Source organism: Arthrobacter sp. B0490 (genome assembly GCF_002929355.1).
Classification (GTDB): domain Bacteria; phylum Actinomycetota; class Actinomycetes; order Actinomycetales; family Micrococcaceae; genus Arthrobacter_D.
Genome location: NZ_PJIR01000007.1, coordinates 149,204 through 175,507, shown reverse-complemented (window position 1 = coordinate 175,507; position 26,304 = coordinate 149,204). Strand labels below are relative to the sequence as shown.

General features: G+C 66.6%; 22 protein-coding genes and 2 tRNA genes. 16 read left to right on the top strand and 8 right to left on the bottom strand.

The features are described 5' to 3' along the window. Positions 1–35 precede the first annotated feature (35 nt). The 4 genes from murJ (at position 36) to trxA (ending at position 4,960) form a co-directional block, all read left to right on the top strand. Positions 36–1,787: a murein biosynthesis integral membrane protein MurJ gene (murJ, locus tag CXQ97_RS12605; protein WP_104181206.1), complete on the top strand. Its 1,752-nt coding sequence runs from the start codon at positions 36–38 to the stop codon at positions 1,785–1,787. 50 nt (positions 1,788–1,837) lie between these two features. After that, on the top strand, positions 1,838–3,385 hold the full coding sequence (locus CXQ97_RS12600; RefSeq protein ID WP_146069640.1) for an ABC transporter substrate-binding protein: 1,548 nt from the start codon (positions 1,838–1,840) through the stop codon (positions 3,383–3,385). Between the two features lie 230 nt (positions 3,386–3,615). Next, the gene (gene trxB, locus CXQ97_RS12595) at positions 3,616–4,608 is read left to right on the top strand and encodes a thioredoxin-disulfide reductase (RefSeq protein WP_181035068.1); all 993 of its coding nucleotides are present in this window, start codon (positions 3,616–3,618) and stop codon (positions 4,606–4,608) included. 25 nt (positions 4,609–4,633) lie between these two features. Next, complete coding sequence (gene trxA, locus CXQ97_RS12590; protein ID WP_104181203.1) at positions 4,634–4,960, top strand: thioredoxin; 327 nt, start codon at positions 4,634–4,636, stop codon at positions 4,958–4,960. 2,073 nt (positions 4,961–7,033) lie between these two features. Here trxA and CXQ97_RS12585 read toward each other — a convergent pair. The 8 genes from CXQ97_RS12585 to rpmH all read right to left on the bottom strand — a co-directional run bounded on the left by CXQ97_RS12585 (position 7,034) and on the right by rpmH (position 12,850). Beyond that, on the bottom strand, positions 7,034–8,434 hold the full coding sequence (locus CXQ97_RS12585) for a ParB/RepB/Spo0J family partition protein (protein ID WP_181035066.1): 1,401 nt from the start codon (positions 8,432–8,434) through the stop codon (positions 7,034–7,036). An 81-nt stretch (positions 8,435–8,515) separates the two neighbouring features. After that, positions 8,516–9,607 carry a ParA family protein gene (locus tag CXQ97_RS12580; protein WP_306739933.1) on the bottom strand — a complete coding sequence of 364 codons (1,092 nt, stop codon included), beginning with the start codon at positions 9,605–9,607 and terminating at the stop codon, positions 8,516–8,518. 100 nt (positions 9,608–9,707) lie between these two features. Continuing rightward, positions 9,708–10,379: a 16S rRNA (guanine(527)-N(7))-methyltransferase RsmG gene (rsmG, locus tag CXQ97_RS12575; RefSeq protein WP_104181241.1), complete on the bottom strand. Its 672-nt coding sequence runs from the start codon at positions 10,377–10,379 to the stop codon at positions 9,708–9,710. Continuing rightward, positions 10,372–10,932, bottom strand: a complete 561-nt coding sequence (locus CXQ97_RS12570) for a R3H domain-containing nucleic acid-binding protein (RefSeq protein ID WP_104181202.1) — start codon at positions 10,930–10,932, stop codon at positions 10,372–10,374. Before CXQ97_RS12570 ends, rsmG begins: the two co-directional genes overlap by 8 nt. After that, positions 10,929–11,891, bottom strand: coding sequence for a membrane protein insertase YidC (gene yidC, locus CXQ97_RS12565; protein ID WP_104181201.1), 963 nt, complete (start codon positions 11,889–11,891; stop codon positions 10,929–10,931). The genes CXQ97_RS12570 and yidC overlap by 4 nt, the downstream gene beginning before the upstream one ends. A gap of 14 nt (positions 11,892–11,905) precedes the next feature. Further along, entirely contained in the window at positions 11,906–12,214 is a 309-nt protein-coding gene (gene yidD / locus CXQ97_RS12560; RefSeq protein ID WP_104181240.1) for a membrane protein insertion efficiency factor YidD, read from the bottom strand. A gap of 38 nt (positions 12,215–12,252) precedes the next feature. Continuing rightward, entirely contained in the window at positions 12,253–12,612 is a 360-nt protein-coding gene (rnpA, locus tag CXQ97_RS12555; RefSeq protein WP_258062553.1) for a ribonuclease P protein component, read from the bottom strand. A gap of 100 nt (positions 12,613–12,712) precedes the next feature. Then, positions 12,713–12,850: a 50S ribosomal protein L34 gene (gene rpmH / locus CXQ97_RS12550; RefSeq protein WP_022892375.1), complete on the bottom strand. Its 138-nt coding sequence runs from the start codon at positions 12,848–12,850 to the stop codon at positions 12,713–12,715. A gap of 461 nt (positions 12,851–13,311) precedes the next feature. Between rpmH and dnaA the strand changes: the two genes are divergently transcribed. From dnaA to CXQ97_RS12495, 12 genes are all read left to right on the top strand, one after another. Further along, on the top strand, positions 13,312–14,724 hold the full coding sequence (gene dnaA / locus CXQ97_RS12545) for a chromosomal replication initiator protein DnaA (RefSeq protein WP_104181199.1): 1,413 nt from the start codon (positions 13,312–13,314) through the stop codon (positions 14,722–14,724). 476 nt (positions 14,725–15,200) lie between these two features. Beyond that, entirely contained in the window at positions 15,201–16,325 is a 1,125-nt protein-coding gene (gene dnaN, locus CXQ97_RS12540; RefSeq protein ID WP_104181198.1) for a DNA polymerase III subunit beta, read from the top strand. Between the two features lie 65 nt (positions 16,326–16,390). After that, positions 16,391–17,287 carry a phosphogluconate dehydrogenase (NAD(+)-dependent, decarboxylating) gene (gene gnd, locus CXQ97_RS12535; RefSeq protein WP_104181197.1) on the top strand — a complete coding sequence of 299 codons (897 nt, stop codon included), beginning with the start codon at positions 16,391–16,393 and terminating at the stop codon, positions 17,285–17,287. 10 nt (positions 17,288–17,297) lie between these two features. Further along, on the top strand, positions 17,298–18,560 hold the full coding sequence (gene recF, locus CXQ97_RS12530) for a DNA replication/repair protein RecF (RefSeq protein ID WP_104181196.1): 1,263 nt from the start codon (positions 17,298–17,300) through the stop codon (positions 18,558–18,560). Further along, positions 18,553–19,164, top strand: a complete 612-nt coding sequence (locus tag CXQ97_RS12525) for a DUF721 domain-containing protein (protein ID WP_104181195.1) — start codon at positions 18,553–18,555, stop codon at positions 19,162–19,164. The genes recF and CXQ97_RS12525 overlap by 8 nt, the downstream gene beginning before the upstream one ends. Positions 19,165–19,433: 269 nt before the next feature. Then, positions 19,434–21,446 (top strand): DNA topoisomerase (ATP-hydrolyzing) subunit B, encoded by a 2,013-nt coding sequence (gene gyrB / locus CXQ97_RS12520; protein WP_258062552.1) that lies wholly within the window; start codon positions 19,434–19,436, stop codon positions 21,444–21,446. 143 nt (positions 21,447–21,589) lie between these two features. Continuing rightward, the gene (gyrA, locus tag CXQ97_RS12515) at positions 21,590–24,259 is read left to right on the top strand and encodes a DNA gyrase subunit A (RefSeq protein WP_104181193.1); all 2,670 of its coding nucleotides are present in this window, start codon (positions 21,590–21,592) and stop codon (positions 24,257–24,259) included. Next, positions 24,256–24,777 carry a DUF3566 domain-containing protein gene (locus tag CXQ97_RS12510; protein ID WP_104181192.1) on the top strand — a complete coding sequence of 174 codons (522 nt, stop codon included), beginning with the start codon at positions 24,256–24,258 and terminating at the stop codon, positions 24,775–24,777. The genes gyrA and CXQ97_RS12510 overlap by 4 nt, the downstream gene beginning before the upstream one ends. An 86-nt stretch (positions 24,778–24,863) precedes the next feature. Further along, positions 24,864–24,937, top strand: a tRNA-Ile gene (locus CXQ97_RS12505). 38 nt (positions 24,938–24,975) lie between these two features. Further along, positions 24,976–25,092, top strand: a complete 117-nt coding sequence (locus CXQ97_RS20085) for a DLW-39 family protein (protein WP_219815413.1) — start codon at positions 24,976–24,978, stop codon at positions 25,090–25,092. Positions 25,093–25,136: 44 nt separating this feature from the next. Further along, positions 25,137–25,209, top strand: a tRNA-Ala gene (locus CXQ97_RS12500). Positions 25,210–25,306: 97 nt separating this feature from the next. After that, the gene (locus tag CXQ97_RS12495) at positions 25,307–26,224 is read left to right on the top strand and encodes a DMT family transporter (protein ID WP_104181191.1); all 918 of its coding nucleotides are present in this window, start codon (positions 25,307–25,309) and stop codon (positions 26,222–26,224) included. The last annotated feature ends 80 nt before the right edge of the window (positions 26,225–26,304 follow it).

Below are 26,304 nucleotides of genomic sequence, written 5' to 3'. Positions count from 1 at the left end.
ACACCGTCGTCCTCCGGATGAGACGATGGAGAGCGATGTCCGACACCAACACAGCCTCGACCCCCCTGCAGGATGCCGACCGGCCCGTCCCCGACGATCCTTCGGCTCCCCGCAACGGGTCCACCGCACGCTCGAGCGCCATCATGGCGGCCGGCACCCTCGTCTCGCGCCTTCTGGGCCTCGTCCGGGTGGCACTGCTCGCCACGGCGATCGGTGCTTCGGGGCAGGTGTCCGATCTCTTCACCTCGGCGAACAATCTGCCGAACTTCCTCTACCTGATGCTTGCGGGCGGCGTGTTCAATGCGGTGCTGGTGCCGCAGATCATCCGTGCCAGCCGCCGGCCCGACCGCGGAGCGGACTACGTCAGTCGGCTCCTCACGCTCGCTGCAGCGGCCCTCCTCGTGCTGACGGTACTGGTCACGCTCGCGGCACCGGTCATCGTGAGCCTGACGACGAGCTTCACGGGCGCCAACCTCGCCCTGACCACCGTGTTCGCCTACTGGTGCCTGCCGCAGATCTTCTTCTACGGCATGTACGCCGTGACCGGGCAGATCCTCAATGCCAACGGCTCCTTCGGTCCCTACATGTGGGCGCCCGTCGTCAACAACATCGTGTCCATCGCCTTCCTGACGGTCTTCATCGTGCTCATGGGGACCGAGCAGGTGGAACTGCACAGCCCCGACACCTGGACCTCCACGCAGACACTGCTCCTGGCGGGCGGAACCACGCTCGGCATCATCATCCAGGCGCTCGTGCTGTTCGTCCCGCTGAAGCGCCTGAACCTGGGGCTGCGTCCGAAGTTCGGCGTCCGCGGGACAGGACTCGGCCGGACGGGGAAACTCGCGTCCGTCACGATCGTGACCATGCTCGTCGGCAACGGCCTGTACCTCGTGAACCAGCGCGTCGCCACGATCGCCTCCGATGCCCGGCCGCGGTTCCTGGCACAGGATCCGCCGGTGCAGATCGCGGGGTCGACCAACCTGGAATTCGGCGCCATGGTGTACCAGTTGCCGCACGCGGTGATCGCCCTGTCCCTGGCCACCGTCATGTTCAACCAGCTGTCCTCGGCGCACGCCGACGGAGATCTGCCCACCGTCCGTGCCACCCTCTCCCACGGGCTGCGCATCATCGGCGTCGCGACCGTGTTCGGCGCTGCAGGCCTGCTCACGTTCGCCGGCCCCCTCGGCATGCTGTTCAGCGAATCGCCGGAGAGCGCCGCCATCAACGGTGTGATCATCGCGATCCTCGCCGTCGGAGCCCCGTTCCTCAGCGCCAACTTCTTCCTCAACCGGGTGTTCTACGCGAGCGAGGACGTGAAGACCCCGCTCAAAATCCAGCTGATCCTGTCCGTCGTAGGGGTGATGTTCGCCGTGGCGGCGGGCATGTTCGACCCACGGCTGATCGTGCCGATGCTCGCGGTCGCCTATTCGGTCGGCAACATCATCGCCGTCGCGATCAGCCATGTCTTCCTCACCCGGACCATCGGACCGTACGGGGCCGGGCACGTCTTCGACGTCCATGTGCGGCTCACGATCGCCGGCATCACCGCCGCCATCGCCGGGACGGCGCTGTGCTGGGTATTCGGCGGGTACGACGCCGAGGGCTTCGTCTGGCAGTCGAAACTCGCCGCCGTCGTGGTGCTCGTGATCGGCGGGCTGGTCATGGCGGCGGTCTACCTCGGGATGCTGAAACTGCTCCGTATCACCGAACTGGACGACTTCGTGGGGCCCCTTCTCGCGAGATTCCGCCGCGGCGGCGCCCCACCGTCCAGCCCGGGAAACGACTGACCGCCCGGTAGCATGGGTAGAAATCAGCCATGGTCCGCCGGGAGGAACACGTGCCAGAAGCAGTAGACGTCGGATCGGTGCTGGGCGGGCGCTACAAGGTGACCGCCTATGTGCTGGCCTCTGCTGAGCGGGACCTCGTGCTCGACGGCGTCGACCAGGTGCTCAACCGGCCCGTCAGCATCCTCGTGGCATCGGTCGGCAACGCCTCCCAGGTCGCCGAGAGCGCCCGTGAGCTGGCGACGGGCGACCGGAGCGGGAACATCCAGGTCCTCGATCTCGGCATCACCGAGTCGGGCACCTACCTCGTCACCAATCGCGCTCCTGCCGCGGACATGCTCGACCTCATCGTGCAGCAGGAGGCCCCGGCACGGGACACGCCGTACATCGAGCCGTTCTTCACCGACACCCTCGGCTCGGAGATCTTCGGTGGCCCCCGTTCCACGGAGCCCGAGATCCACGACGACGACGAGGACTACGACGACGCCCGGCACCACCGGAAGCCCCGCCTCTCCGGTCTGACGCGGCGCTTCGGACGGCAGAATCCCGAGGACGCGCCGCAGGACGAGACCTCCGACCTTCCTCCGGTCGTCGCGGAGCGCCGACCCAACTCCCACCTCGTCCCCCCTCCGCCCAGCCGTCGGCCGGGCGGAGCATCGCCCGCCGTCGTAGCGTCCGCTCCCGGCCATGGGGACAGCGGGCAGGCGCGCGACGGGGACCGGTCGCGTCAGGTCCCCGCGACGGCGGCAACGGCCGTCGCAGCCGGTACCGCCGCGGCGGTTGCCGTGCCCCCGGTCGCGGCGCAGCGTCCCGCGCGGGCCGCCTCACTCTTCCCGCAGCACCAGGACGACCCCGAGCATGACGACATCGAGCATGACGACATCGACCGCGTCGACGCCCCGGACCCGACGGACGACGATGGCGGTGGCCGCAAGTTCACCCGGGTCCTCGTCGGCGTGGTCCTCAGTGTCGTCCTCGTGGTCGCCGTCGTACTGGCCGCGACACAACTGGGGTCGCTCTTCGGTGGAAGCACCCTCGCCGACACCGGTGCCGACCAGGCGACGAGCGCGCCGGCGACGGAGGAACCCACGACGGCTCCGACCGCCGAGCCTTCGGCCGAGCCCGTGGTCGAGCCCGTCGTCCCGGTCGTATCGGGCATCACCCGCGTGGTACCCGACAACCAGGCTCTCGATGCTGCCAACGACGCCACCCTGCCCCTGATCATCGACGGCAATCCGGCGACCTTCTGGGGCAACCAGGTCTATGCGAGCGACACCTTCGGTGGCCTGGCGTCCAGCCTGGCACTGGTCGTCGAGCTCGAGGAGGAATCGGAGATCTCGGAGGTCTCCATCGATCAGCTCAACGGTGCCGGCGGCAGCTTCTCCGTGCTGGTCAACGACCAGCCGAACCTCGAGGGCGCGCAGCAGATCGCCCAGAGCGGCTTCACCGCACCGACGGTAACTCTTCCCATTCCGGCAGGTACGGCGGGCCCGCAGACCGGTCGATACGTCATCGTCAACTTCACCCAGCTGCCGAGACTCTTCAATATCCAGGCCCAGTACCCCTTCGGCCTGCGGATCGCCGAGATCCGGGTCGGCTGACCCCGGAGTTGCCGCCGGACGACCGTCCGGACGACGATCGGGTGTGTGCGCGAGTGCCCCGTCGACGGAATATCCACGACCGTGGATCCGTTGAGGGAAGTGTCCGCTGATACGCCCGATGCGGCCGTATCAGCGCATGAGAAGACAGAAAGGTCTTTCGAAACGTGACAACGCAAATCGATGTCCAGTTGGACACGCCCACTACAGGAAGCCCCGCCGGTGAACCGAAGATCCATGATGTCGTCATCGTGGGATCGGGGCCTTCCGGGTACACGGCAGCGGTCTACACCGCCCGTGCCAACCTGAAGCCCATCCTCATCGCCAGTTCGGTCAAGGCCGGCGGTGAGTTGATGAACACCACCGACGTCGAGAACTTCCCCGGGTTCGCCGACGGTGTCATGGGGCCCGACCTCATGGAGCAGTTCGAGAAGCAGGCCCGTCGCTTCGGCACCGAGATCCTCTACGAGGACGTCGTCTCGGCCGACCTCGCGGGTGACATCAAGAAGCTGACGATCGCCACAGGTGAGGAGTTCCTGGCACGGGCCGTCATCATCTCCACGGGCTCGGAGTACCGCGAGATCGGTCTGGACGACGAGAAGCGGCTCTCCGGCCACGGTGTGAGCTGGTGCGCGACCTGCGACGGCTTCTTCTTCCGCGATCAGGACATCGCCGTCGTCGGTGGTGGCGATTCGGCCATGGAGGAGGCACTCTTCCTCACCAAGTTCGCCCGCTCCGTCACCGTGATCCACCGCCGTGACAGTCTCCGGGCCTCCAAGATCATGCAGGACCGCGCCTTCGCCCACGAGAAGATCGACTTCCTGTGGAACTCCGAAGTGGTCGGCATCCATGGCGGCGACAAGGTCACCGGTGTCCGCGTGGCGAACACCGTCGATGGGACCACCAGCGACGTGGAGGTCACCGGCATCTTCGTCGCGATCGGCAACGACCCGCGCGTGGACCTCGTGAAGGACCAGCTCGAACTGACCAGTGAAGGAACCATCGCGGTCCAGGGACGGACGTCCAAGACCTCGCTGGCCGGCGTGTTCGCTGCCGGCGACGTGATCGACCCGACCTACCGCCAGGCGATCACTGCCTCGGGCAGCGGCTGTGTTGCCGCCCTCGACGTGGAGCACTACCTCGCCGACACCGCCGACCTCTCGGAGACGGCGGCCCGGGTACCCACCCCACCCGCCGAGGCAGTCTCCGAGTCCGCCACCCTCTGATCGACCAACCACAAGGAGTAGTGCTATGAGCAACGCAAAGGATGTGACGGACGCGTCATTCGACGCCGACGTCCTGCAGTCCAGCAAGCCAGTGATCGTCGACTTCTGGGCGGAATGGTGCGGCCCGTGCCGTATGCTCTCTCCGATCCTCGACGACATCGCTGCCGAGCATGCCGAGAAGATCGACGTGGTCAAGGTGAACGTGGACGACAATCCCGCGATCGCCGCGAAGTACGGCATCACCTCGATTCCTGCCGTGTACGTCTTCCAGGGCGGAGAGGTCGCCGCGACCTCGATCGGCGCGAAGCCGAAGCAGGTGCTCGAGCAGGAGTTCGCAGCTTTCATCAACTGACGCTGCGCGGAAAGGGAGGGCCCGTCGGATACCGACGGGCCCTCCGTCGTTGTACGGGCACCAGCTCGAGACGCAGGGTCTGTCGCCCACGCGGGGGACGGCATGGTCCGGCTCTCCGCGGCTTCGCCATCCGCGCGGGACCCCCTCTTCCGTTCGCTACCTGCCGAGCCTTTCGCGAATACCGGCAGCACGCATCCTGCGGCAGTCCTCCAGTGGTTTCACGTGGAACCGACACGGGAGTCGATGCGTGCCACCGTACGCCCCGACGCGGAGCCCGACGGACCCGGGCGGCGACGAGGTGGACAGAGGGGCGCAGTCGTTGCGCCCGCACGTCGGCATACCTCGGGACAAGCCCCGGCATACCCGGCCGGTTGGTCCGGCTGCTGACGATACCCTGCGTCCCGATGGGCAGAACGCCCTCCACCGGCTCCCGATGATGATCGAACATGGAGCTGCGTGCCTGATCTGCACATTCAACGCCAGCCGTTTGATCACGTTGCAACACGACCTCGGAAGACCGCGATATCTGCTGAAGCCGCATCGGCAGAAAACTTGGCGGCCCATGCGGAGCTCCTCGAGATCGTCGGTTCCACGTGAAACGACGACGGACGATAGTCCGTGGACGCGGGAGGCCGACCACAGCGGGAGACGCCGGGGACTGCGACTCTGCGCGCAGCAGCCTGCTGAGCTCGGCGCCGCGTCCATCCTTCCGTCGAGCGCCACTGCAGGACCCGCACGCCCACGCGGTCGATACCGGGCGGCTGCCGGATTCCACCGGCCACCGCTCACGAGAACGGGCCACGACCCCGCGGTCGGCGACAGCGCCCCCTCGGCAGCATGAGATGGCTACTGACCCGAAGTTCTCCAGCAGAGTGATCCTCCCGCCTGCGCTCACAGGACCAGGGCGCATCGACCCTCGTGCCGGCGCGCTGCACCTGATCACCCTCGCAGCAGACGCCGGCTCGTCGTTCTCGTCCGGCGATGTCCGTTTCCGGCGCTATCGCTCGATGTGGATCACGCCGGCATCCGTTCACCGCCCTCCGACCGTCTGAGCTGCCCCGCCGAAGGACGGAGCCGGGCGCGGCGGCGCGGCGGTGCGGGAGCGCGGGAGCTCGGGAGCTCGGGAGCTCGGGAGCTCGATCCACCGAGAGGGCAATTCGGTCCCCGCAGCGACGGGCTCCAATGCACCGTGTTCCACGTGAAACCGCGGCGTCCACGGATCGGATACTCCTACACCACGATCCTGCTACCGGACGCCTGCACGGCCCGGCGCTGGTTGTGTGCCGCAACACCTCGCGTACGCCGGTGTGGTCGACGGCTGCTTCCGGGTCCACCAGGGACGGCAAGAATACGCGGGAAATTATCAAGGTCTGACAACGAGGCGCCCATACAGCTCCCAACAGTGCAGTGCGGACTGCGCCAGGTCGATAGGATCTCCCGAACCCGCAAGGTCCGGTTTCACGTGAAACGTTTCCTCGGACGGGCATATTGCTGATCGTCCGGCAGATGCGGGGCTCCTCGCGCCCTCGTTGCACATCCCCGTCTCCAGCCTCGACGTCCTGCTCAGCGCGTAGCCAGATCCCGGCGCTGGGATCGAGGAGCAGCGATACGGTGGGATGTTTCACGTGGAACGTTCGGATATCGGGAGACGGCACGGCCGAGGAACAGCAAGTGTAACGGGTACAACCCAGGAACAGACTTCATCGCGCGCCTCCGGCCTAGTACCGGGCAGCGGCGGCCTATGATCCACGTGAAAAGCGGGCCCCGTGCGCGACACCAGGTGACATGTGCCAGCGGAAGCCCCGATCTCCCGGTGGCGGATGGGCGGAGATCCTCGCTTCGGCGTCAGCGGATGCTCGGCGTTCCTTCTGCGGCCGCGATCGCTCGCAGGCCCACGCAATACCTACCGAGCGGGGCTCGATCGCAATGGAGAAGGCCTCCGCAGATCGGCAGGTCGAACGCTGCCGTGCCGTCCCACGAGGCCACGATCAGGTCTCCGATGATCAGCCCGCCATTGATGGAACCAGGAAGGGCCGTGTTCCACGTGGAACACGGCCCTCCGATGTCGGGTCCTCAGTCTTTTGCCGGCGAGAGAACGCCGACGATCCTGTTCAGGTCGTCGACGCTCGCGAACTCGATACTGACGCGGCCCTTCTTGGCTCCCAAGGTGATCTTCACGTTGGTGTCCAACCGATCGGACAGCGACGTCGCCAGGTAGTCGAGGCGTTCGTGACGCGCCCCGTCACGGGGGCTGGACGGCTTGCTCGCCCTGCGGAGACCGCCCGACAGCGCGACGATCTCCTCCGTGGAGCGGACCGACAGTCCTTCCGCGACGATCCGCTGCGCCAGCTTCTCCATCTCGGCGGGATCACCGAGACCGAGAAGCGCCCGCGCATGCCCTGCGCTCAGGACGCCGGCGGCGACGCGGCGCTGCACCAACGGGGGCAACTTCATCAGGCGTAGGGTATTGGAGATCTGCGGCCGCGACCGCCCGAGTCGGCCGGCCAGTTCGTCGTGGGAGCAGCCGAAGTCGTCGAGGAGCTGCTGGTAAGCGGCAGCCTCCTCCAACGGGTTCAAGGCGCTCCGATGGAGGTTCTCCAGGAGCGCGTCCCGCAGGAGATCGTCGTCGAGGGTCGAGCGGATGATCGCCGGGATGCTCGACATCCCCGCCTCGCGTGATGCTCTCCATCGGCGCTCGCCCATGACCAGCTCGTAGGCGGGCTGGCCACCCTCATGCGAGGGTCGCACGACGACCGGCTGCAGGACCCCGATCTCCCGGATGGAATGCACCAGCTCCGACAGTTCGTCCTCGTTGAATTCGACGCGGGGCTGCTTGCGGTTCGGGTGGATGCTGTCGAGCGGCAGCTCAGCGAAGGTTGCTCCCGGCACCGGCAGAAGTCCGTCAAAGTCCGCCTGCGCCGGGCCGCTCTCCGATGCAGCGATATCGGTGGTTTCACGTGAAACGGATGCGGCGTCCGTAGAGGCGATCGATTCGGCCGCGGGGGTGTCCTCCGGATCGGGCCGCGGACCGGTTGACTCCGGCGACTCCTCCGATGGGCCGATCGACGACAGGCCCCCCTCGGGGCTCGTCGGATCATCGGCGGAGGAATCGCCACCGGGCGCACGACTCGGCCTCGTCCGGGACGGCGGCTCCGCGCTCGGGTCCGACGTGGAGGACTTGCGCGAAGCGGTTTTACCAACCCGTTTCGTTTGTGCGTCGAGGACGTTCTTGTTGATGCCGGTGCGGAGCGCCGACGAGTAGGAGCGGGGTTGCTCTGCCACGTCCTCTTCGGTCACCCGCTCGAAGAAGAGATCGACGGGTCGACCGCCCAGCTTCTTGGAGGTGTCCGACGCTGCTGCCGGCTGCCGCGGGGCGGGCTCGGGCTCCGGCTCGGGCTGAGCCACTTCTTCTGGTGGGGCGCTCGGTATCAGTGCCCCGAGCCCTCGCCCCAGTCCGCGCCGCTTTTCCGCCATGACATTCCTTCCGATCGGTGGAGCGAAGCTCCACCACGACTTCTTCGTGGCCGGGCCGGACGAGCCGGACCGGGTGCAGTGCTATGAACGCGAGGCGATCTCGGCGGCGGCTTCCTGATAGGACAGAGCGCCGCTCGAGGACGGGTCGTACGTCATGACGGTCTGCTGGTAGCTCGGGGCTTCGGAGATCCGCACCGATCGTGGCACGACCGCCTTCAGCACCTGCTGAGGGAAATGCTCGCGGACCTCGGCAGCCACCTGCGCGGCGAGGTTCGTCCGCCCGTCGTACATCGTCAGCAGGATCGTCGACACCGTCAGGTCCGCGTTGAGATGCTTCTGGATCATCTCGATGTTCTTGAGCAGCTGACTCAGGCCTTCGAGCGCGTAGTACTCGCACTGGATGGGGATCAGCACTTCCTTGGCCGCGACGAAGGCATTGACGGTGAGGAGTCCGAGGCTGGGCGGGCAATCGATGAAGACGAAATCGAGCCGCGGTTCACCCTTCTCCTCACGTGTCCTGGCGTACACATCGATGGCCCGCCGAAGGCGCTGCTCACGGGCGACCAGCGATACCAGTTCGATCTCCGCGCCGGCCAGATGAATCGTGGCGGGAGCGCAGATCAGGTTCGGCACGTCGGGACAGGGGGCCACGACGTCCCCCAACGGCACATCGTCGATCAACACGTCGTAGATCGAGTCCACGTCGGCGTGGTGATCGATGTTCAGCGCGGTCGAAGCATTTCCCTGGGGGTCGATGTCGATGACCAGTACCTGCAGCCCGGCGGTAGCGAGCGCTGCAGCGATATTGACCGTCGTCGTCGTCTTGCCGACGCCACCCTTCTGGTTGCTGATCGTCATGATGCGGGTACTGCTCGGCTTGGGAAGGGGCTTGCCCAGCAGTTTCTCCCTACGCTTCGTCTCCCTCGCCAGCTCGCGGCCGAGCGGAGAGGAATCGTCCATCGTCTCGAGGACGTTCTTCCCCTTGGCCTGCTTCCCGGCAGGCGGTGCGTCGACGGCGCCGGCGGATGCGCTCGTTGTTTCACGTGGAACGACGCCCATATTCGCCGGGTCAACAAACTGTCCGGGTTGAAGACGGCCGATGCTGACGGCGAGCGGGGATCCGGACATCGACAGGGGATCGGATTCGGTCGCGGGGGCGTCCTTGATGGTCACTCAGTAACTCACTCTCACATGCCAGACGTCGTTATGTACAAGGGTAGCCGTTCGCGCCCCGCGGGATCGGGTGCAGCGCTGGCGCCACGATGCCCGGACGTCAGGCGGTACGCAGCGGGATGCGGACGACGGTCGTCGGTTCCTGCAGCACCCCGACCCCCGCCGTGACGATCTCGGCGCCGCCACCACCGAGTTTCCTGATGATCTTCCGTGCCTTCTCGATCTCTTCCGCCGCACTGCGACCCTTGATCGCGAGGACCTCCCCGCCCGGCTTCGTCAGAGGTATGGTCCAGCCCGCGAGGGTGGAGAGAGCCGATACCGCCCGGGCCGTGACGTAATCCCCGGCGATCCTCCCCACCAACTCCTCCGCCCTGCCGCGATGCACTGTCACGTTGGTGAGAGAGAGATCCTCGACGACCTCGTTCAGCCATGTCACCCGCCGCTCGAGGGGTTCGACCAGATGGAGGTGGAGATCCGGCCGTGCGACAGCGATTGCCAGTCCGGGGAGTCCGGCACCGCTTCCCACGTCCACGACGGTTGCATCCCTGCGCATCAGATCAGCCACGACAGCGCAGTTGAGAACATGCCGGCCCCACAGGCGGGGCACCTCCCGCGGACCCAGCAGACCACGCTCGATCCCCGACGACGCCAGATGGGCGACGAAGGCCCGGGCCAGCGGAAGGCGGGATCCGAAGACGGTCTCGGCAGCGACGGCTTCCTCCGCAGAAGGCTCCGGGAAGGCAGCGACCGTCGGCAGGGACTGGTCAGTCATCACTGGGTGACACGACGATGTGCCGGGCCGGGCCCTCACCTTCGGACTCGCTCACCAGGCCCAGATCCGCCACGACATCATGGACGATCTTCCGCTCGTAGGCCGACATCGGCGCGAGGGCCACGTCCTCACCCGTCTTCTTCACGTCGGCGACGGCGTCCTGGGCGATCTTCGTCAGCTCGCGCGAGCGACGGTCCCGATAGCCGTCGACGTCGAGTACGAGGCGCGAACGCGAATCGGTCGCGGTCAGTACACTGAGGCGCGTCAACTCCTGAAGGGCTTCCAGCACCTCACCGTCCTGACCGACCAGCGTGCTGAGACCGGTGTCGGACGTGTCCTCCGAGACGATGGAGATGTAGGTACGTCCGCTGCGCACCTCGATGTCGATGTCACCGTCGATATCGGCGATGTCGAGCAGCTCCTCGAGGTAGTCCGCGGCGACGTCGCCCTCCTCGTCGAGCCGTGCAGCCTTCGTCTCGCTACCGGCCGCGACGTCGTCGTCGGACTCGGGATCGCCGAGGTCGGGAGTGTGCTCTTCGTTGTCTACCGTCATCGCTTCTTCCTCTTCTTGCGCTGGGGCTGGACCCGCTGGACCCGCTGTTCCTGGACGGTCTCGATCGCCGGCTCGGTCTTCCGGTCACCGAGCAGCGGAACCGCAGGCAGCCCCTTCTTCGCGCGCCGCTCCGCCAGCGCCTTGGCAGCGGGCGACCCGGGGGTCGGCATCCTGCGGATCACGTAGAACTGCTGGACCATGGTCCAGAGGTTGGTCGTGGTCCAGTACACCAGGACGCCGATCGGGAAGTTGATGCCGCCGATACCGAACACCAGCGGAAGGATGTAGAGCATGATCTTCTGCTGACGCATGAAGGGGCTCTGCATGGCCTCCTCCGACATGTTCTTCGCCATGATCTGCTTCTGCGTGATGAACTGCGACGCGGTCATCGCGATGATCATCAGCAGGGACAGGATGATGACGCTGAGGTTGCCGTCGGCGCCGAAGCTGCCGAGGAAGGTCGAGGAGAGGGGGGCACCGAAGATCGTTGCTTCGTCGAACTGGCGGACGGACTCCGGGGAGAGTGCACCGATCTCGGTGCCTTCCTCGCTGGCCCGCGCGACGCCGTTCAACACGGTGAAGAGCGCGAAGAAGAACGGCATCTGGATGAGGATGGGCAGGCACGCAGCGAACGGGTTGGTCCCGTGCTTCTTGTACAGCGCCATCTGCTCCTGCGTCATCGCCTGACGGGAGAGCTGGTCGGTCTTGCCCTTGTACTTCTGCTGGAGCTTGCGGAGGTCCGGCTGCAGGGCCTGCATCCCGCGCTGCGCCTTGATCTGCTTCACGAAGACGGGGATCAGGGCGGCACGGATGACGACGACGAGCCCGACGATCGACAGCACCCAGGTCCAGCCGGAGGCCGGGTCCATTCCGAGGAAGGTGAAGCCCTCGTGGAACATGAACATGATCCACGACACGAGCCACCTGAACGGTGCCAGGATCGTCTCAAAAAAACCCATAATCAGTTAGCTCCTCAAGCCGCAGGGCGGCTTTCGTCATCGGCCGGGATCACCGGATGGTTCAACACAACAATCGAGGGGGTCTTCCCCGCCGGGAAGACCCTGGAACCAGCCGGCACGTGGTCGACGCCGCCGTCGTTCCACGGGTGGCAACGGACGAGCCGCCTGGAGGCGAGCAAGGTGCCACGCATGAAACCGTGAACTGTCACGGCCTCGAGTGCGTAGGCGGAGCAACTCGGGTAGAACCGGCATACCGGCCCGTACAGCGGAGAGACGACCTTCCGGTACGCGATCAGCAAGCCGATCGCCGCCAGGCGGGGCAGCCCGACGGAGAAGGACAGGGCACTGGCAGCGACGCTCTTCACGATACTCTGCCTCGCCTTTCCGCCGTGTCGGAGCCTTCCAGCCTACGGACCACAGCGGCAAGGGAGCCGGTGAAATCCTTCCGCAGGCCCGACCAGTCGCTGTCCGCCGCTGCGGGGAGCGCGCGGACGACGACGTCGTACCCGTGGGGGTGCAGAGCCACCCACTCCGCCGAAACATGGCGGAGCCTTCTCTTAACGAGGTTGCGCGTGACCGCGTTCCCTACGTTCTTGCCGACGATGAAGCCGACGCGCGAAGGCGAGGAGACCGGTGTCCTGGAGCCGTATAGCACAACGTTCCGGCGCCCTGAGCGGGCGCCGGAACGTACGATACGTGCAAAATCCGCTGCCGTCCGCACCCTGTGGATCACCGGAAGCACTACGGGGTCCTGGCTGCCGAGGCAGGGAACCCGGTGCCGACGCGATCACCCGGAGGACGCATGGCGTGGGAGGAACCGCTTATGCCGAGAGTTCGGTACGGCCCTTGCCGCGGCGTGCCGACAGGATGGCACGACCAGCGCGGGTGCGCATGCGAAGACGGAAACCGTGCTTCTTGGCACGACGGCGGTTATTCGGCTGAAAAGTCCGCTTGCTCACTGTAGTTACTCCAGAACGATCTTGAGATGCGTCCGGCCCATTGCAACAAGGGGGAAGAACAGACTGACGCGATGAAGGTGTACATCCGACATTCGCGCTGGAGCTGTCACATCCCGAGGCCTCTTAGTACCCGGGAACACCTGTGATGGCATGCGAAATGCAGACATGTTGGACTACATAACGTTAGGGGACGCGCCTCAGGGGCGTCAAACTCGCTGTCACCAGCCTGTGGGCACTTTTTCCACCAGCCTGTGGACAACCGGTGCCCGAGACACACTACACGCCCCCCTCGGACACCCGTGTGAGACCCTTCACGATGGCCCCCGTACCGCGTCAGTCCGCTATCTTCTGCAGTTTTCATCCTCTAGTCTTGGCTCCGGTCCGTTTATCCACGACATGTGCACAACTCTGTGGATGACGGATCTTTCCGAGTGCGGGCAGTGCAGTCAAGAGAGGTCTTTGTGGGTACAGATGAGGTCAATGACGTCGGGAGCTCCTGGCGTAAAGTCATCCGGACCCTGGAACACGACGATCGAGTGACGCCCCGCCAGCGGGGATTCATGGTGCTGGCCCAGGCCCAGGGACTCATCGGTACCACCATGCTCATCGCCGTCCCGAACGAGCTGACGCGCGAGGTCCTGCAGACCCAGCTCAAGGGAGCCCTCGACGAGGCGCTGCGCGACGTGTTCCGCGAGGACATCCAGTGTGCGTTCGTCATCGACCCCGAACTCACCCCGGTGCGGGAGGAAGCACCCGAGCAGGAACCCGAGCGGGCATCGCCGGCGCCGAAGGGCGAGACCAAGCCGTCCCCGACGCCGCCCAGCAACTCCCACGAGTTCGGCCGGCTCAATCCCAAGTACATCTTCGACACCTTCGTGATCGGCTCGTCGAACCGCTTCGCCCACGCCGCCGCGGTCGCCGTGGCGGAGGCGCCGGCGAAGGCCTACAACCCGCTGTTCATCTACGGGGACTCCGGGCTGGGCAAGACGCATCTCCTCCACGCGATCGGTCACTATGCCCGGCACCTCTACACGGGCATCCGCGTGCGTTACGTGAACTCCGAGGAATTCACCAACGACTTCATCAACTCGATCCGCGACGACGAGGGATCGAGCTTCAAGCAGACCTACCGCAACGTCGACATCCTGCTCATCGACGACATCCAGTTCCTCTCCGGCAAGGACCGGACCATGGAGGAGTTCTTCCACACCTTCAACGCGCTGCACAACCACAACAAGCAGGTGGTCATCACGTCGGACCTGCCACCCAAGCAGCTCATCGGATTCGAGGAGCGCATGAGGTCGCGCTTCGAATGGGGCCTCCTGACGGACATCCAGCCGCCCGAACTGGAGACGCGCATCGCGATCCTCCGCAAGAAGGCGATCAGCGACAGCCTGAGCGCACCGGACGACGTCCTCGAGTACATCGCGTCCAAGATCGCCACGAACATCCGCGAACTCGAGGGCGCGCTGATCCGTGTGACCGCCTTCGCCAGCCTCAACCGGCAGCCCGTGGACGTCAACCTGGCCGAGGTGGTCCTGAAGGACCTCATCTCGGACGACGGTGCCCGGGAGATCACGTCGACGGTGATCATGGCGCAGACGGCGGACTACTTCCAGATCAGCATGGAGGAGCTCTGCAGCAAGTCACGGACGAGGACCCTCGTGACTGCGCGGCAGATCGCGATGTACCTCTGCCGGGAGCTCACGGACATGTCCCTGCCCAAGATCGGGCAGGAGCTGGGCGGCCGCGACCACACGACGGTCATCCATGCCGATCGGAAGATCCGCGAGCTGATGGCGGAGCGGCGGGCGATCTTCAACCAGGTCACCGAACTCACCAACCGCATCAAGCACAAGCAGCGCGAAGCCTGACCGAGGCGACTACCCGAATCGCACGCCTGTAATTAACAGGTGTGGACACAGCTGTGGATAACCAGGGGCACATCACCCCTCATCCTGAGGACAACCCCCGCCCAACCTGTGGATCCGCAGAATGACAAGGATTTCGCCCACAACCGCCGGCAGTCGACCGTCGTCCGACCTCACACGTTATCCACACCCCGGATCGGCCCCAGCCCCGGGATCAGCGCACTTATCCACAGTATCCACAGCAGTTATTAACACTACGAACCTTAAACTTCAAAAGTTCGTCAGATAACATTCCACGTCCCGTCCGTCCTCCATCGCCCCCGGTCCTGCTGCGCCGGACCGGTACGCGGCTAAGCTGTCACCCAGTAGGGTTGTAGTTCCCCGTGCCCGGACAACTCCGTGGGCGAACCCGATCCGACCATCCGCCGGTGATTCGCCGGGGGCTGTTTTTTTGACCTGGCGAAAGGCGGCACTGCTCCGTGAAATTCAGAGTTGAACGGGATGTACTTGCGGAGGCTGTGTCCTGGACCGCCCGTTCCCTGTCCCCGCGACCTCCCGTCCCCGTGCTCGCAGGACTGCTGATCAAGGCAGAGGGTGGCACACTGAGCCTCGCCAGCTTCGACTACGAGATCTCGGCCCGTCTCGAGATCGCGGCCGACGTCCTGGAGGAAGGCACCATCCTCGTCTCGGGGCGCCTGCTCGCCGACATCTGCAGGAGTCTGCCCTCCGCACCGGTCGAGGTCGCGACCGACGGGTCGAAGGTCACGCTGACATGCCGGAACAGCCGCTTCAATCTCGCCACCATGCCCGAGGGCGAATACCCCGAACTGCCGAAACTCCCGGCCGTGAGCGGCGTCGTCGACGGGGACGCCTTCGCACAGGCCGTGTCGCAGGTGATCATCGCGGCAAGCCGCGACGACACCCTCCCGATCCTCACCGGGGTCCGCATGGAGATCGAGGACGACCTCATCACACTCCTGGCCACGGACCGTTACCGGCTCGCGCTCCGCGAAGTGTCCTGGAAGCCGTCCACGCCCGGCATCTCGACCAGTGCGCTCGTGAAGGCGAAGACCCTGAACGAGGTGGCGAAGACCCTCGGCGGCGCGGGTGACCTGAACATCGCCCTGTCCGACGACTCCGAGCTCATCGGTTTCGAATCCGGCGGGCGGCGGACCACCTCCCTGCTCGTCGATGGGGATTACCCCAAGATCCGCTCGCTCTTCCCGGACAAGACCCCCATCCACGCCACGGTCCAGACCAGCTCGCTCGTCGAGGCCGTCCGCCGCGTCTCGCTCGTCGCCGAGCGGAACACCCCGGTGCGCCTGGCGTTCCAGGAAGGCCAGGTCACCCTCGATGCGGGGACCGGCGAGGATGCCCAGGCGTCGGAGGCCATCGAAGCCACCCTCGACGGCGAGGACATCACGGTCGCGTTCAACCCGCACTACCTGAGCGAGGGCCTCGGCGCGTTCAGCAGCCCGTTCGTGCGGTTCTCCTTCACCTCACCGCCCAAGCCTGCGGTCATCTCCGCCCAGGATGACGCCTCCGGCGAGGACAGGGAAGACTACAGGTACCTGCTGATGCCGGTCCGGCTGCCCAACCAGTAGCAGCCCCGCCAGGTATCCCGACCGGCCGGACCGCCGGCCGGGCACATCGTCAGAAAGAGAAGCTCATGCACATCGGCCTCGTTGGACTCGGAAAAATGGGATTCAACATGAGGGAGCGTCTCCGAGGGAAGGGGATCGAGGTCACCGGCTTCGACCGGAACCCCGACCGGACCGATGTACCGACCCTCGAGGAACTCGTGGCAGCGCTTCCCGCGCCGCGGATCGTGTGGGTGATGGTGCCCGCCGGTCAGGTCACCGATGCCGTGGTGAAGGACCTCTCGGAGATCCTGTCCGAGGGCGACCTGGTGATCGACGGGGGCAATTCGAAGTTCACGGACGACCAGATCCACGCCGTCCTGCTCGCACAGAAGGGCATCCGGTTCCTCGACTGCGGCGTCTCGGGCGGGGTCTGGGGACTCGAGAACGGCTACGGCCTGATGGCCGGCGGTGTGCAGGACGACGTCGAACGCGCCATGCCGATCTTCGACGCCCTGCGCCCTGAGGGCGACCGGGCCGAGAGCTTCGTCCACGTAGGGGACGTCGGTGCCGGCCACTACGCCAAGATGGTCCACAACGGGATCGAGTACGGACTCATGCAGTCCTACGCCGAGGGGTACGAACTGCTCGAGGCCAAGGACATCGTCAAGGACGTCCACGGCACGTTCGCAGCCTGGCAGAAGGGCACCGTCGTGCGGTCCTGGCTGCTGGACCTCCTCGTCAAGGCGCTCCAGGAGGACCCGGGACTATCGAAGATCGCGGGTTTCGTCGAGGATTCCGGCGAGGGACGGTGGACCGTGGAGGAAGCCATCGCCAATTCCGTGCCGGCCCCCGCCATCACCGCTGCCCTGTTCGCCCGCTTCACCTCCCGGCAGGAGGACTCACCCTCGATGAAGATGGTGGCGGCGCTCCGCAACCAGTTCGGCGGCCACGCGGTGAAGCCGGCCCAGCCGAAACCGGAGTAGGCAGGTCCCGGTGTACGTGGAGCACCTCTCACTCACCGGGTTCCGGAGCTATGAGCAACTCGACACGGCGATCGAACCCGGCATCACGGTCTTCGTCGGGCCGAACGGCGTGGGCAAGACGAACATCGTCGAGGCCATCGGCTACCTCGCCACCCTCTCCTCGCACCGCGTGAGCAGCGACAAGCCGCTCATCCGTTTCGGTGAGGACCGCGCGATCATCCGCGGCCGGTTCGTGCGCGGGACACAGCGCACCGGCGTCGAGGTCGAGATCAACGCGGACTCCGCGAACCGTGCCCGCATCAACAGGGCCAACCCCGTGCGTGCGCGGGATGCGGCGGGCATCCTGAAGACCGTCCTCTTCGCTCCCGAGGACCTGTCGCTGGTCAAGGGCGATCCCTCGGGACGGCGTCGGTACCTCGACGACGTCATGGTGTCCCTGCTGCCGCACCAGTCCGGGCTGCGGGCCGACTACGAGCGCGTGCTGAAGCAGCGCAACGCCCTGCTCAAGTCGGCGAGGGCCGCCGGGCGGTTCTCGACGGGACACGAGGCCACCCTCGACGTGTGGGACCAGCACCTCGCCGAGGCCGGGGCGCGGCTGCTGTCCGCCCGGCTCCTCCTCGTCGATCATCTCCGCCCCCATGTCCAGCGTGCCTACCAGGAGCTGACGGACGGTTCGAAGGTCACCGACATCACCTACGTCTCCAGCGTCTCGTCCTCGACGGACCTCCCCATGGACGACGCGGCGGACGCCGCACACGCCGGGGCGGCCGACGGGCTGAGGGAGCTCGACCTCCCGGCGCTCACGGAACTGTTCGTGGCGGGTCTCCTCCGCCACCGGAGGAAGGAGCTGGACCGCGGCCTCTCGCTCGTGGGTCCGCACCGGGATGAGCTCGGGCTCCTGCTGGGCGGCGCTCCGGTCAAGGGATATGCGTCCCACGGCGAGACCTGGTCGATGGCCCTTGCCCTGCGGCTGGCCTCCTACTACCTGCTGCTCGAGGAGGACCACACCCCGGGCGGCGATCCGGTCCTGATCCTCGACGACGTCTTCGCCGAACTTGACGCGCAGCGACGCACGCGCCTCGCCGCCATCGTGGCTCCTGCCGAGCAGGTGCTGGTGACGGCAGCCGTGGGTGACGACATCCCCGCGGCACTCCTCGGCCGTCAGATCCGCGTGATTCCGGGAGCCCTGGCCGGGGCGACGGACGACGCCGGTCGTGTCGGGGAGGACGGGGACGGCGTCGCGGACCGCCCTGCGGGAGAGGCACATGCCTGAGGGTCGCGAGGAGGACCCGTCGGACGCCGGCGAGGCGGAGTCGCGGGGCCGCCGGGACACGGACGGTACGGACGACGGCGATGGTCCGGCCCGGTCCCGACCTGATCTCCCCGAACAGGATGCACCCCAGGCTCTCCTCAACCGGCTGCGCAGTGCATCCGAGGCCCGCGGCACGCCCCGCGGACCGGCGGCGAAGCAGCCGGGGAAGACACCCCGGCGCCGGTACTCGCCCGAACCGGTCTACGGCGGACGTGACCCGGAAGGCGTGGGCAACGTGTTCTCGCGGATGCTCGCCGAGCGCGGCTGGAAATCCCCCGTGGCCATCGGATCGGTCCTGTCCCGGTGGGCGGAGATCGTCGGGACGGACATCGCGGCGCACTGCGTACCCGAGAGTTTCGACGCGGACACCGTCCTGGTCCGGTGCGACTCGACCGCGTGGGCCACGCAGTTGCGCCTCATCTCACCGGACGTGCTGCGGAGGTTCGAGGCCGAGCTCGGCCCCGGCGTGGTCAAGCGGCTCTCGGTCGTCGGGCCGGCCGCGCCGAGCTGGCGCAAGGGTGGGCGCACGGTCAAGGGACGCGGTCCGCGCGACACCTACGGGTGAGCCGAGAGCGCAATGCCATGTCCGCTGGACGGCCTGTAGCGCAATCGGGGGTCCCTCCGCCGTATCCGTCCTCATGGAAGGACCTACCATCCGCTCTGGACCCGGTTTATTGGCCGATGAGAGGCGGTTGGTACGCTCCCGCAACCATCCGCAGGGTAGAATACTAGGAGATTCATGTGGTCTATCCAGCTGAGGAGCCGTCTACGCCTGTGGCACACGAGAACGAGTTGAACGCAAGTGATGTGTTGATCGGCGAGGGTGAGTCCCCGATCCTGGAGGCCGCGACGGAACACGCGTACGGCGCCAGTGAGATCACCGTCCTGGAAGGCCTGGAAGCGGTCCGCAAGAGGCCGGGCATGTACATCGGATCGACAGGCCCCCGCGGCCTCCACCACCTCGTCTACGAAGTGGTGGACAACTCGGTGGACGAGGCGTTGGCCGGGTACTGCGACCACATCGAGATCACGCTCCAGGTCGATGGCGGCGTCAAGGTCGTCGACAACGGGCGCGGTATCCCCGTGGACATGCACCCCACCGAGGGGCGGCCGACCGTCGAGGTCGTCATGACCATCCTCCACGCCGGCGGCAAGTTCGGCGGCGGCGGGTACGCGGTATCGGGTGGCCTGCACGGCGTGGGCATCTCCGTCGTCAACGCCCTGTCCAAGCGCGTCGAGACCGAGGTGCGCCGTCAGGGGCACGTCTGGCGACAGTCCTTCAGGGACGGTGGCAAGCCGTTCGGTGAACTGGAACAGGGTGAGGAGACCTCGGAGACGGGCACCACGCAGACGTTCTACCCGGACGACACGATCTTCGAGAGCACCGAATTCGACTTCGAGACGCTCCGCGCGCGATTCCAGCAGATGGCGTTCCTCAACAAGGGACTGCGCATCACACTGACGGACGAGCGGGTCGACGCGGTGCAGACCGACGAAGTGACGGAGGCCGAGAGCGCACAGGAGTCCGACGGGGAGCCGAAGCACCGGGCGGTGGTGTACTTCTACGAGAACGGGCTGCTGGACTACGTCCGCCACCTCAACTCGTCCAAGCGGGTGGACGTCGTCCACCCGGACGTGATCGCCTTCGAGACCGAGGACACGGACCGGACCATGTCCGTCGAGATCGCACTGCAGTGGACCTCGGCCTACTCCGAGAGCGTGCACACGTACGCGAACACGATCAACACGCACGAGGGTGGCACCCACGAAGAGGGTTTCCGTGCGGCCATGACCACGCTGATCAACAAGTACGCGCGCGAGAAGAACATCATCAAGGAGAAGGACGACAACCTCACGGGTGACGACATCCGCGAGGGCCTGACGGCGGTCATCTCCGTGAAGCTCTCCGAACCGCAGTTCGAGGGCCAGACCAAGACGAAGCTCGGCAACTCCGAGGTCAAGGGATTCGTCCAGCGCGTCGTCACCGACCAGCTCGGCGACTGGCTGGAACGCAACCCCGGGCCCGCCCGCGACGTCATCCGGAAGTCCATCCAGGCGTCGCAGGCGCGCCTCGCGGCCCGCAAGGCACGCGAGTCCACGCGCCGCAAGGGGCTCCTGGAATCGGGCGGCATGCCCGGCAAGCTCAAGGACTGCCAGTCCAAGGACCCCGCACGGTCCGAGATCTACATCGTCGAGGGCGACTCGGCCGGGGGTTCGGCCGTCCGTGGGCGCAACCCCGAGACCCAGGCCATCCTCCCCCTCCGGGGGAAGATCCTGAACGTCGAACGGGCCCGCCTCGACCGCGCGCTCGGCAACAGCGAGGTGCAGGCCATGATCACCGCGTTCGGCGCGGGGATCGGCGAGGACTTCAACGTGGAGAAGGCCCGGTACCACAAGATCGTGCTCATGGCCGATGCCGACGTGGACGGCCAGCACATCACCACCCTGCTGCTGACCCTGCTCTTCCGCTACATGCGTCCGCTGATCGAGAACGGCTTCGTGTATCTGGCCCAGCCCCCGCTCTACCGGATCAAGTGGTCGAACGCCAAGCACGACTACGTGTTCAGCGACCGCGAACGCGACGAGGTCATCAAGATGGGCCTGGCCAACAACCAGCGCCTGCCCAAGGACAACGGGATCCAGCGGTACAAGGGCCTCGGCGAGATGGACTACACGGAACTGTGGGACACGACCATGGACCCCGACCACCGCACGCTGCTCCAGGTCACCATGGACGACGCCGCCGCCGCGGACCAGGTGTTCTCGGTGCTCATGGGCGAGGACGTCGAGTCCCGCCGCAACTTCATCCAGCAGAACGCGAAGGACGTGCGTTTCCTGGATATCTAGTGGGCGATTCCGGCATCCTGCCGGCGCCCTGATATCTGCTCGCTCCACGCAGATGTCAGGGCGCCCACACGGACCACCGGAATCACCCATGGCTCGGTCACGCGGTATCGCAGAGCACAAGACATGACGAACGGAACTGATTCATGAGTGACGACATCACCGGCAACGGCCCGGACGAGCCCATCGAGGGCGAGGTCCTGACGGACCGCGTCGAGCAGGTCGACCTGCAGACCGAGATGCAGCGGTCCTACCTCGACTACGCGATGGCGGTCATCGTCGGACGGGCCCTGCCCGACGTCCGCGACGGCCTGAAGCCCGTCCACCGGCGGGTCCTCTACGCGATGTTCGACGGCGGCTACCGCCCCGACCGCTCCTTCAACAAGTGCGCCCGTGTCGTCGGTGAGGTCATGGGCCAGTACCACCCGCACGGCGACTCCGCGATCTACGACGCCCTGGTGCGGCTGATCCAGGACTGGACCATGCGCTACCCGCTCGCCCTCGGCCAGGGCAACTTCGGCTCGCCCGGCAACGACGGCGCGGCGGCTCCCCGGTACACCGAGACGAAGATGGCCCCGCTCGCCATGGAGATGGTGCGGGACATCGACGAGGAGACCGTCGACTTCCAGGACAACTACGACGGCAAGAACCAGGAACCGACCATCCTGCCGTCGCGCTTCCCGAACCTGCTCGTCAACGGATCCTCCGGCATCGCCGTGGGCATGGCCACCAACATCCCGCCTCACAACCTCCGCGAGGTCGCCGAGGGTGTCCAGTGGTACCTGGAGAACCCCGGCGCCACGAAGGAGGAACTGCTCGAGGCCCTGATCGTCCGCATCAAGGGACCCGACTTCCCCACCGGCGCGCAGATCCTCGGGCACAAGGGCATCGAGGACGCCTACCGGACCGGACGCGGCTCCGTCACCATGCGGGCCGTCGTCAACGTCGAGGAGATCCAGAACCGGACCTGCCTCGTCGTCACGGAGCTCCCCTACCAGGCCAACCCCGACAACCTGGCCATCAAGATCGCCGAACTGGTCAAGGACGGCAAGGTCAGCGGCATCGCCGACCTGCGTGACGAGACCTCGGGCCGCACCGGCCAGCGCCTCGTGATCGTGCTGAAGCGCGACGCCGTCGCCAAGGTGGTGCTCAACAACCTCTACAAGCACACGCAGCTGCAGGACAACTTCAGCGCGAACATGCTCGCCATCGTCGACGACGTGCCCCGCACGCTGAGCCTCGACGCGTTCATCCGCCACTGGGTGACCCACCAGCTCGAGGTCATCGTGCGCCGCACCCGCTACAGGCTGCGTAAGGCGGAGGAGGAGGCCCACATCCTCCGCGGCCTCCTGAAGGCGCTGGACGCCCTCGACGAGGTCATCGCCCTGATCCGCGCGTCCTCCACCACCGAGCAGGCGCGCGACGGACTGATGGGGCTGCTGTCCATCGACGAGCTGCAGGCCACCGCCATCCTGAACATGCAGCTGCGGCGCCTCGCGGCCCTGGAACGGCAGAAGATCCAGGACCGCCACGCGGAACTCGAGTCCATGATCACCGAGTTCAACCGCATCCTCGCCTCCGAGGACGTCCAGCGCGGCATCGTCAGCACCGAGCTCGCGGAGATCGTCGCGAAGTACGGCGACGACCGCCGCACCGAGATCCTCATGGGCTACGACGGCGACATGAGCATGGAGGACCTGATCCCCGAGGAGGAGATGGTCGTCACCATCACCCGCGGCGGATACGTCAAGCGCACCCGCAGCGACAACTACCGCCAGCAGGCACGCGGTGGCAAGGGCATCAAGGGCGCCCAGCTGCGCGGCGACGACGTCGTCGAGCACTTCTTCGTGACCACCACCCACCACTGGCTGCTGTTCTTCACCAACCTCGGCCGGGTGTACCGCGCGAAGGCGTACGAGCTCGTGGAGGCGGCACGCGACGCCAAGGGCCAGCACGTCGCGAACCTGCTCGCCTTCCAGCCCGACGAGACCATCGCGCAGGTCCTCGACCTGCGCGACTACCAGCAGTCACCGTTCCTCGTGCTCGCCACGAAGCGCGGGCTGGTCAAGAAGACGCGCCTGGAGGACTACGACACCAACCGGACGGCCGGGGTGATCGCGATCAACCTCAGGGACAACGACGAGCTCGTCTCCGCGCAGCTGGTCTCCAGCGAGGACGACATCATGCTCGTCTCCCGCAAGGGACAGTCGCTGCGCTTCACGGCGGACGACGACGCCCTGCGCCCCATGGGCCGCGCGACGTCCGGCGTGACGGGCATGAAATTCCGCCACGACGACGAACTGCTCGCGGCCAACGTGGTCACCGACGACTCGTACGTCTTCATCGTGACCGAGGGCGGCTTCGCGAAGCGGACGAAGGTCGACGACTACCGTGTGCAGGGCCGCGGCGGGCTCGGCATCAAGGTCGCGAAGCTCGCCGAGGAACGCGGTGATCTCGTGGGTGCCCTCGTCGTCCAGGAGGAGGACGAGGTGCTCGTCGTCATGGGCGGCGGGAAGGTCGTCCGCTCCGCCGTCGCCGGCGTGCCCGCGAAGGGCCGGGACACCATGGGCGTGATCTTCGCGAAGCCCGACAAGACCGACCGCATCATCGCTGTCGCCCGCAACAGCGAGCGGAGTGTCGCCGTCGAGGAGGGACTCATCGACGATCCCGCCGAGGCGAGCCCGGACGTCGATGTCATCGGCACGATGACGCCGCAGGAGGATCCTGCGGAGTTCACAGCGGATGAAGTACGGTTGTCGACAGAGGAAACGGCTGAGCCTGACGCTGAGTCGCCGGAACACGGAGGTACTGAGTGAGCTCGGCCAACACCAACCCGCGGTCGCCCGGCGGACAAGTGCGAACGCCCGGGGCTCCTCCGCGCGTCAACGCCCCCGCGCGTCCCACGCAGCGCCCCGCCTCCGCAGGCGGGCAGGGGCGACCCGGACTCGTGAAGCCGGCACCGAAGGCGAAGGCCCGCAAGGCACGCCTGCTCGTGAGCAAGGTGGATCCCTGGTCGGTCCTCAAGATGTCCTTCCTCCTCTCGGTGGCGCTCGGTATCGTGACCGTCGTCGCGTCCTTCGTGATCTGGACGGTCCTGGACCTGACGGGTATCTTCGACGGCGTCAATGCGCTCCTGCGGGAGATCGCAGGATCGGAGAGCGGCGGGTTCGACCTCCGCCAGTTCGCGTCCCTGCCGCAGGTATTGTCCTTCGCGACCATCCTCGCTGTGGTGAACGTGGTGCTCCTGACAGCCCTCGCGATGCTCTCCGCGGTGCTGTACAACATCTCGTCCACCCTGGTCGGCGGTATCGGCGTCACGCTGACCGACGACTAGGAGGCCGGCCCCTTCGGCGCCGCCGGGCGATTTGAAGAATGCCGAGCCACTACTGTAAAGTCGTGTCTCGGCCCGAAGAGGTATCGGGGCGTATAGCTCAGGCGGTTAGAGCGCTTCGCTGATAACGAAGAGGTCCCAGGTTCAAGTCCTGGTACGCCCACGGATCCACCACCGGCAGGCGACTGCAAGGAGACTGTTGTGAAGAAGTTGCTCATCGCGGCAGCGGCTGCAGCGAGTCTCCTCGTGTACAAGCGCTGGCAGTATTCCGAGAAGAGCAAGGGTGTCTGGAGCAACGCGACGGACGACGTAGCCTAGCAAGGAGCAGAATCCGGTGAACGCGTGCCGGACGAGGTCCATTCGGGGGCATGGCGCAATTGGTAGCGCACCTGCTTTGCAAGCAGGGGGTTCGGGGTTCGAGTCCCCGTGCCTCCACCGAACGGAAGTCCCGGTCATCGACCGGGACTTCCTGCGTTAACCGTCCGTGCCCTGCCGGCGCCGGGCCGCGTGCGGCGTGTCATAGGGTTGCCGCGTGACCATCTTCCTCTCGCTCCTCGGCGTCATCGGGGTCTCGGCTTCCGGGCCGATCATGGCTGCGACCGCTGCGCCCGTCCTGGCGATCGCCTTCTGGCGGAACCTGCTCGGGGCCCTCCTCATGGGAGGGCCGGCCGCCGTGTCCAAGCGGGCGGAGTTCGCGGCCCTCACCGCAGCCGACTGTCGGAGGCTCGCCGTCGCCGCCGTCGCCCTCGCCCTGCACTTCGCCTGCTTCATCACGGCCCTCAAGCTCACCTCCGTGGCCGCCGCCACGGCCCTCGTCTGCCTGCAGGTGGCGTGGATCGCGCTGTTCGACGCGCTGCGGGGCTCCCGCCCGCAGCGGGCCGTGGTGGCCGGGCTGGGTGTCGCGTTCATCGGCGTCGTCGTCATCACCGGGTTCGATCTCTCCCTGTCCCCGGACGCACTCCTCGGCGACGTGCTGGCCCTCGCGGGCGGTGCCCTGGCGGGGGTCTACCAGATGGCCGGCGCCGCCGCCCGCCGCACCATGTCCACCGGGACGTACACGACGCTGTGCTACGGCGCCTGCGCGGTGATCCTGCTGGCGCTCTGCGCCATCACGCGGCAGCCGATCACCGGCTTCTCACCGGCAGCCTGGGTCGGGATCCTCGCCGTCACCCTCCTGGCGCAGATCATGGGTCATTCGGTGTTCAACCACCTGCTCGCCGTGATGAGCCCGCTCGTCGTCTCGATGATCATCCTGCTCGAGATCCCGGGAGCGGCCATCCTCGCGGCTGTGTTCCTCGATGAGACGCTACCCGCCGGGACGTACGGTGGACTGGCGCTGATCCTCGTGGGGCTCGCCGTCGTGATCCGGGGCCAGCAGAGGCGCCGCTCACGCCGTCCGCTGGACGAGGGAACCGCCCCGGCTCCCCCTCCGGTGCTCGGCGGGGAATAGTACCCCTCGCGTATATGTCCGTAGAAGCATCCCCCGGACAGACGAAGGGACCCCCGGCGCCAGGCCGGGGGTCCCTTGTC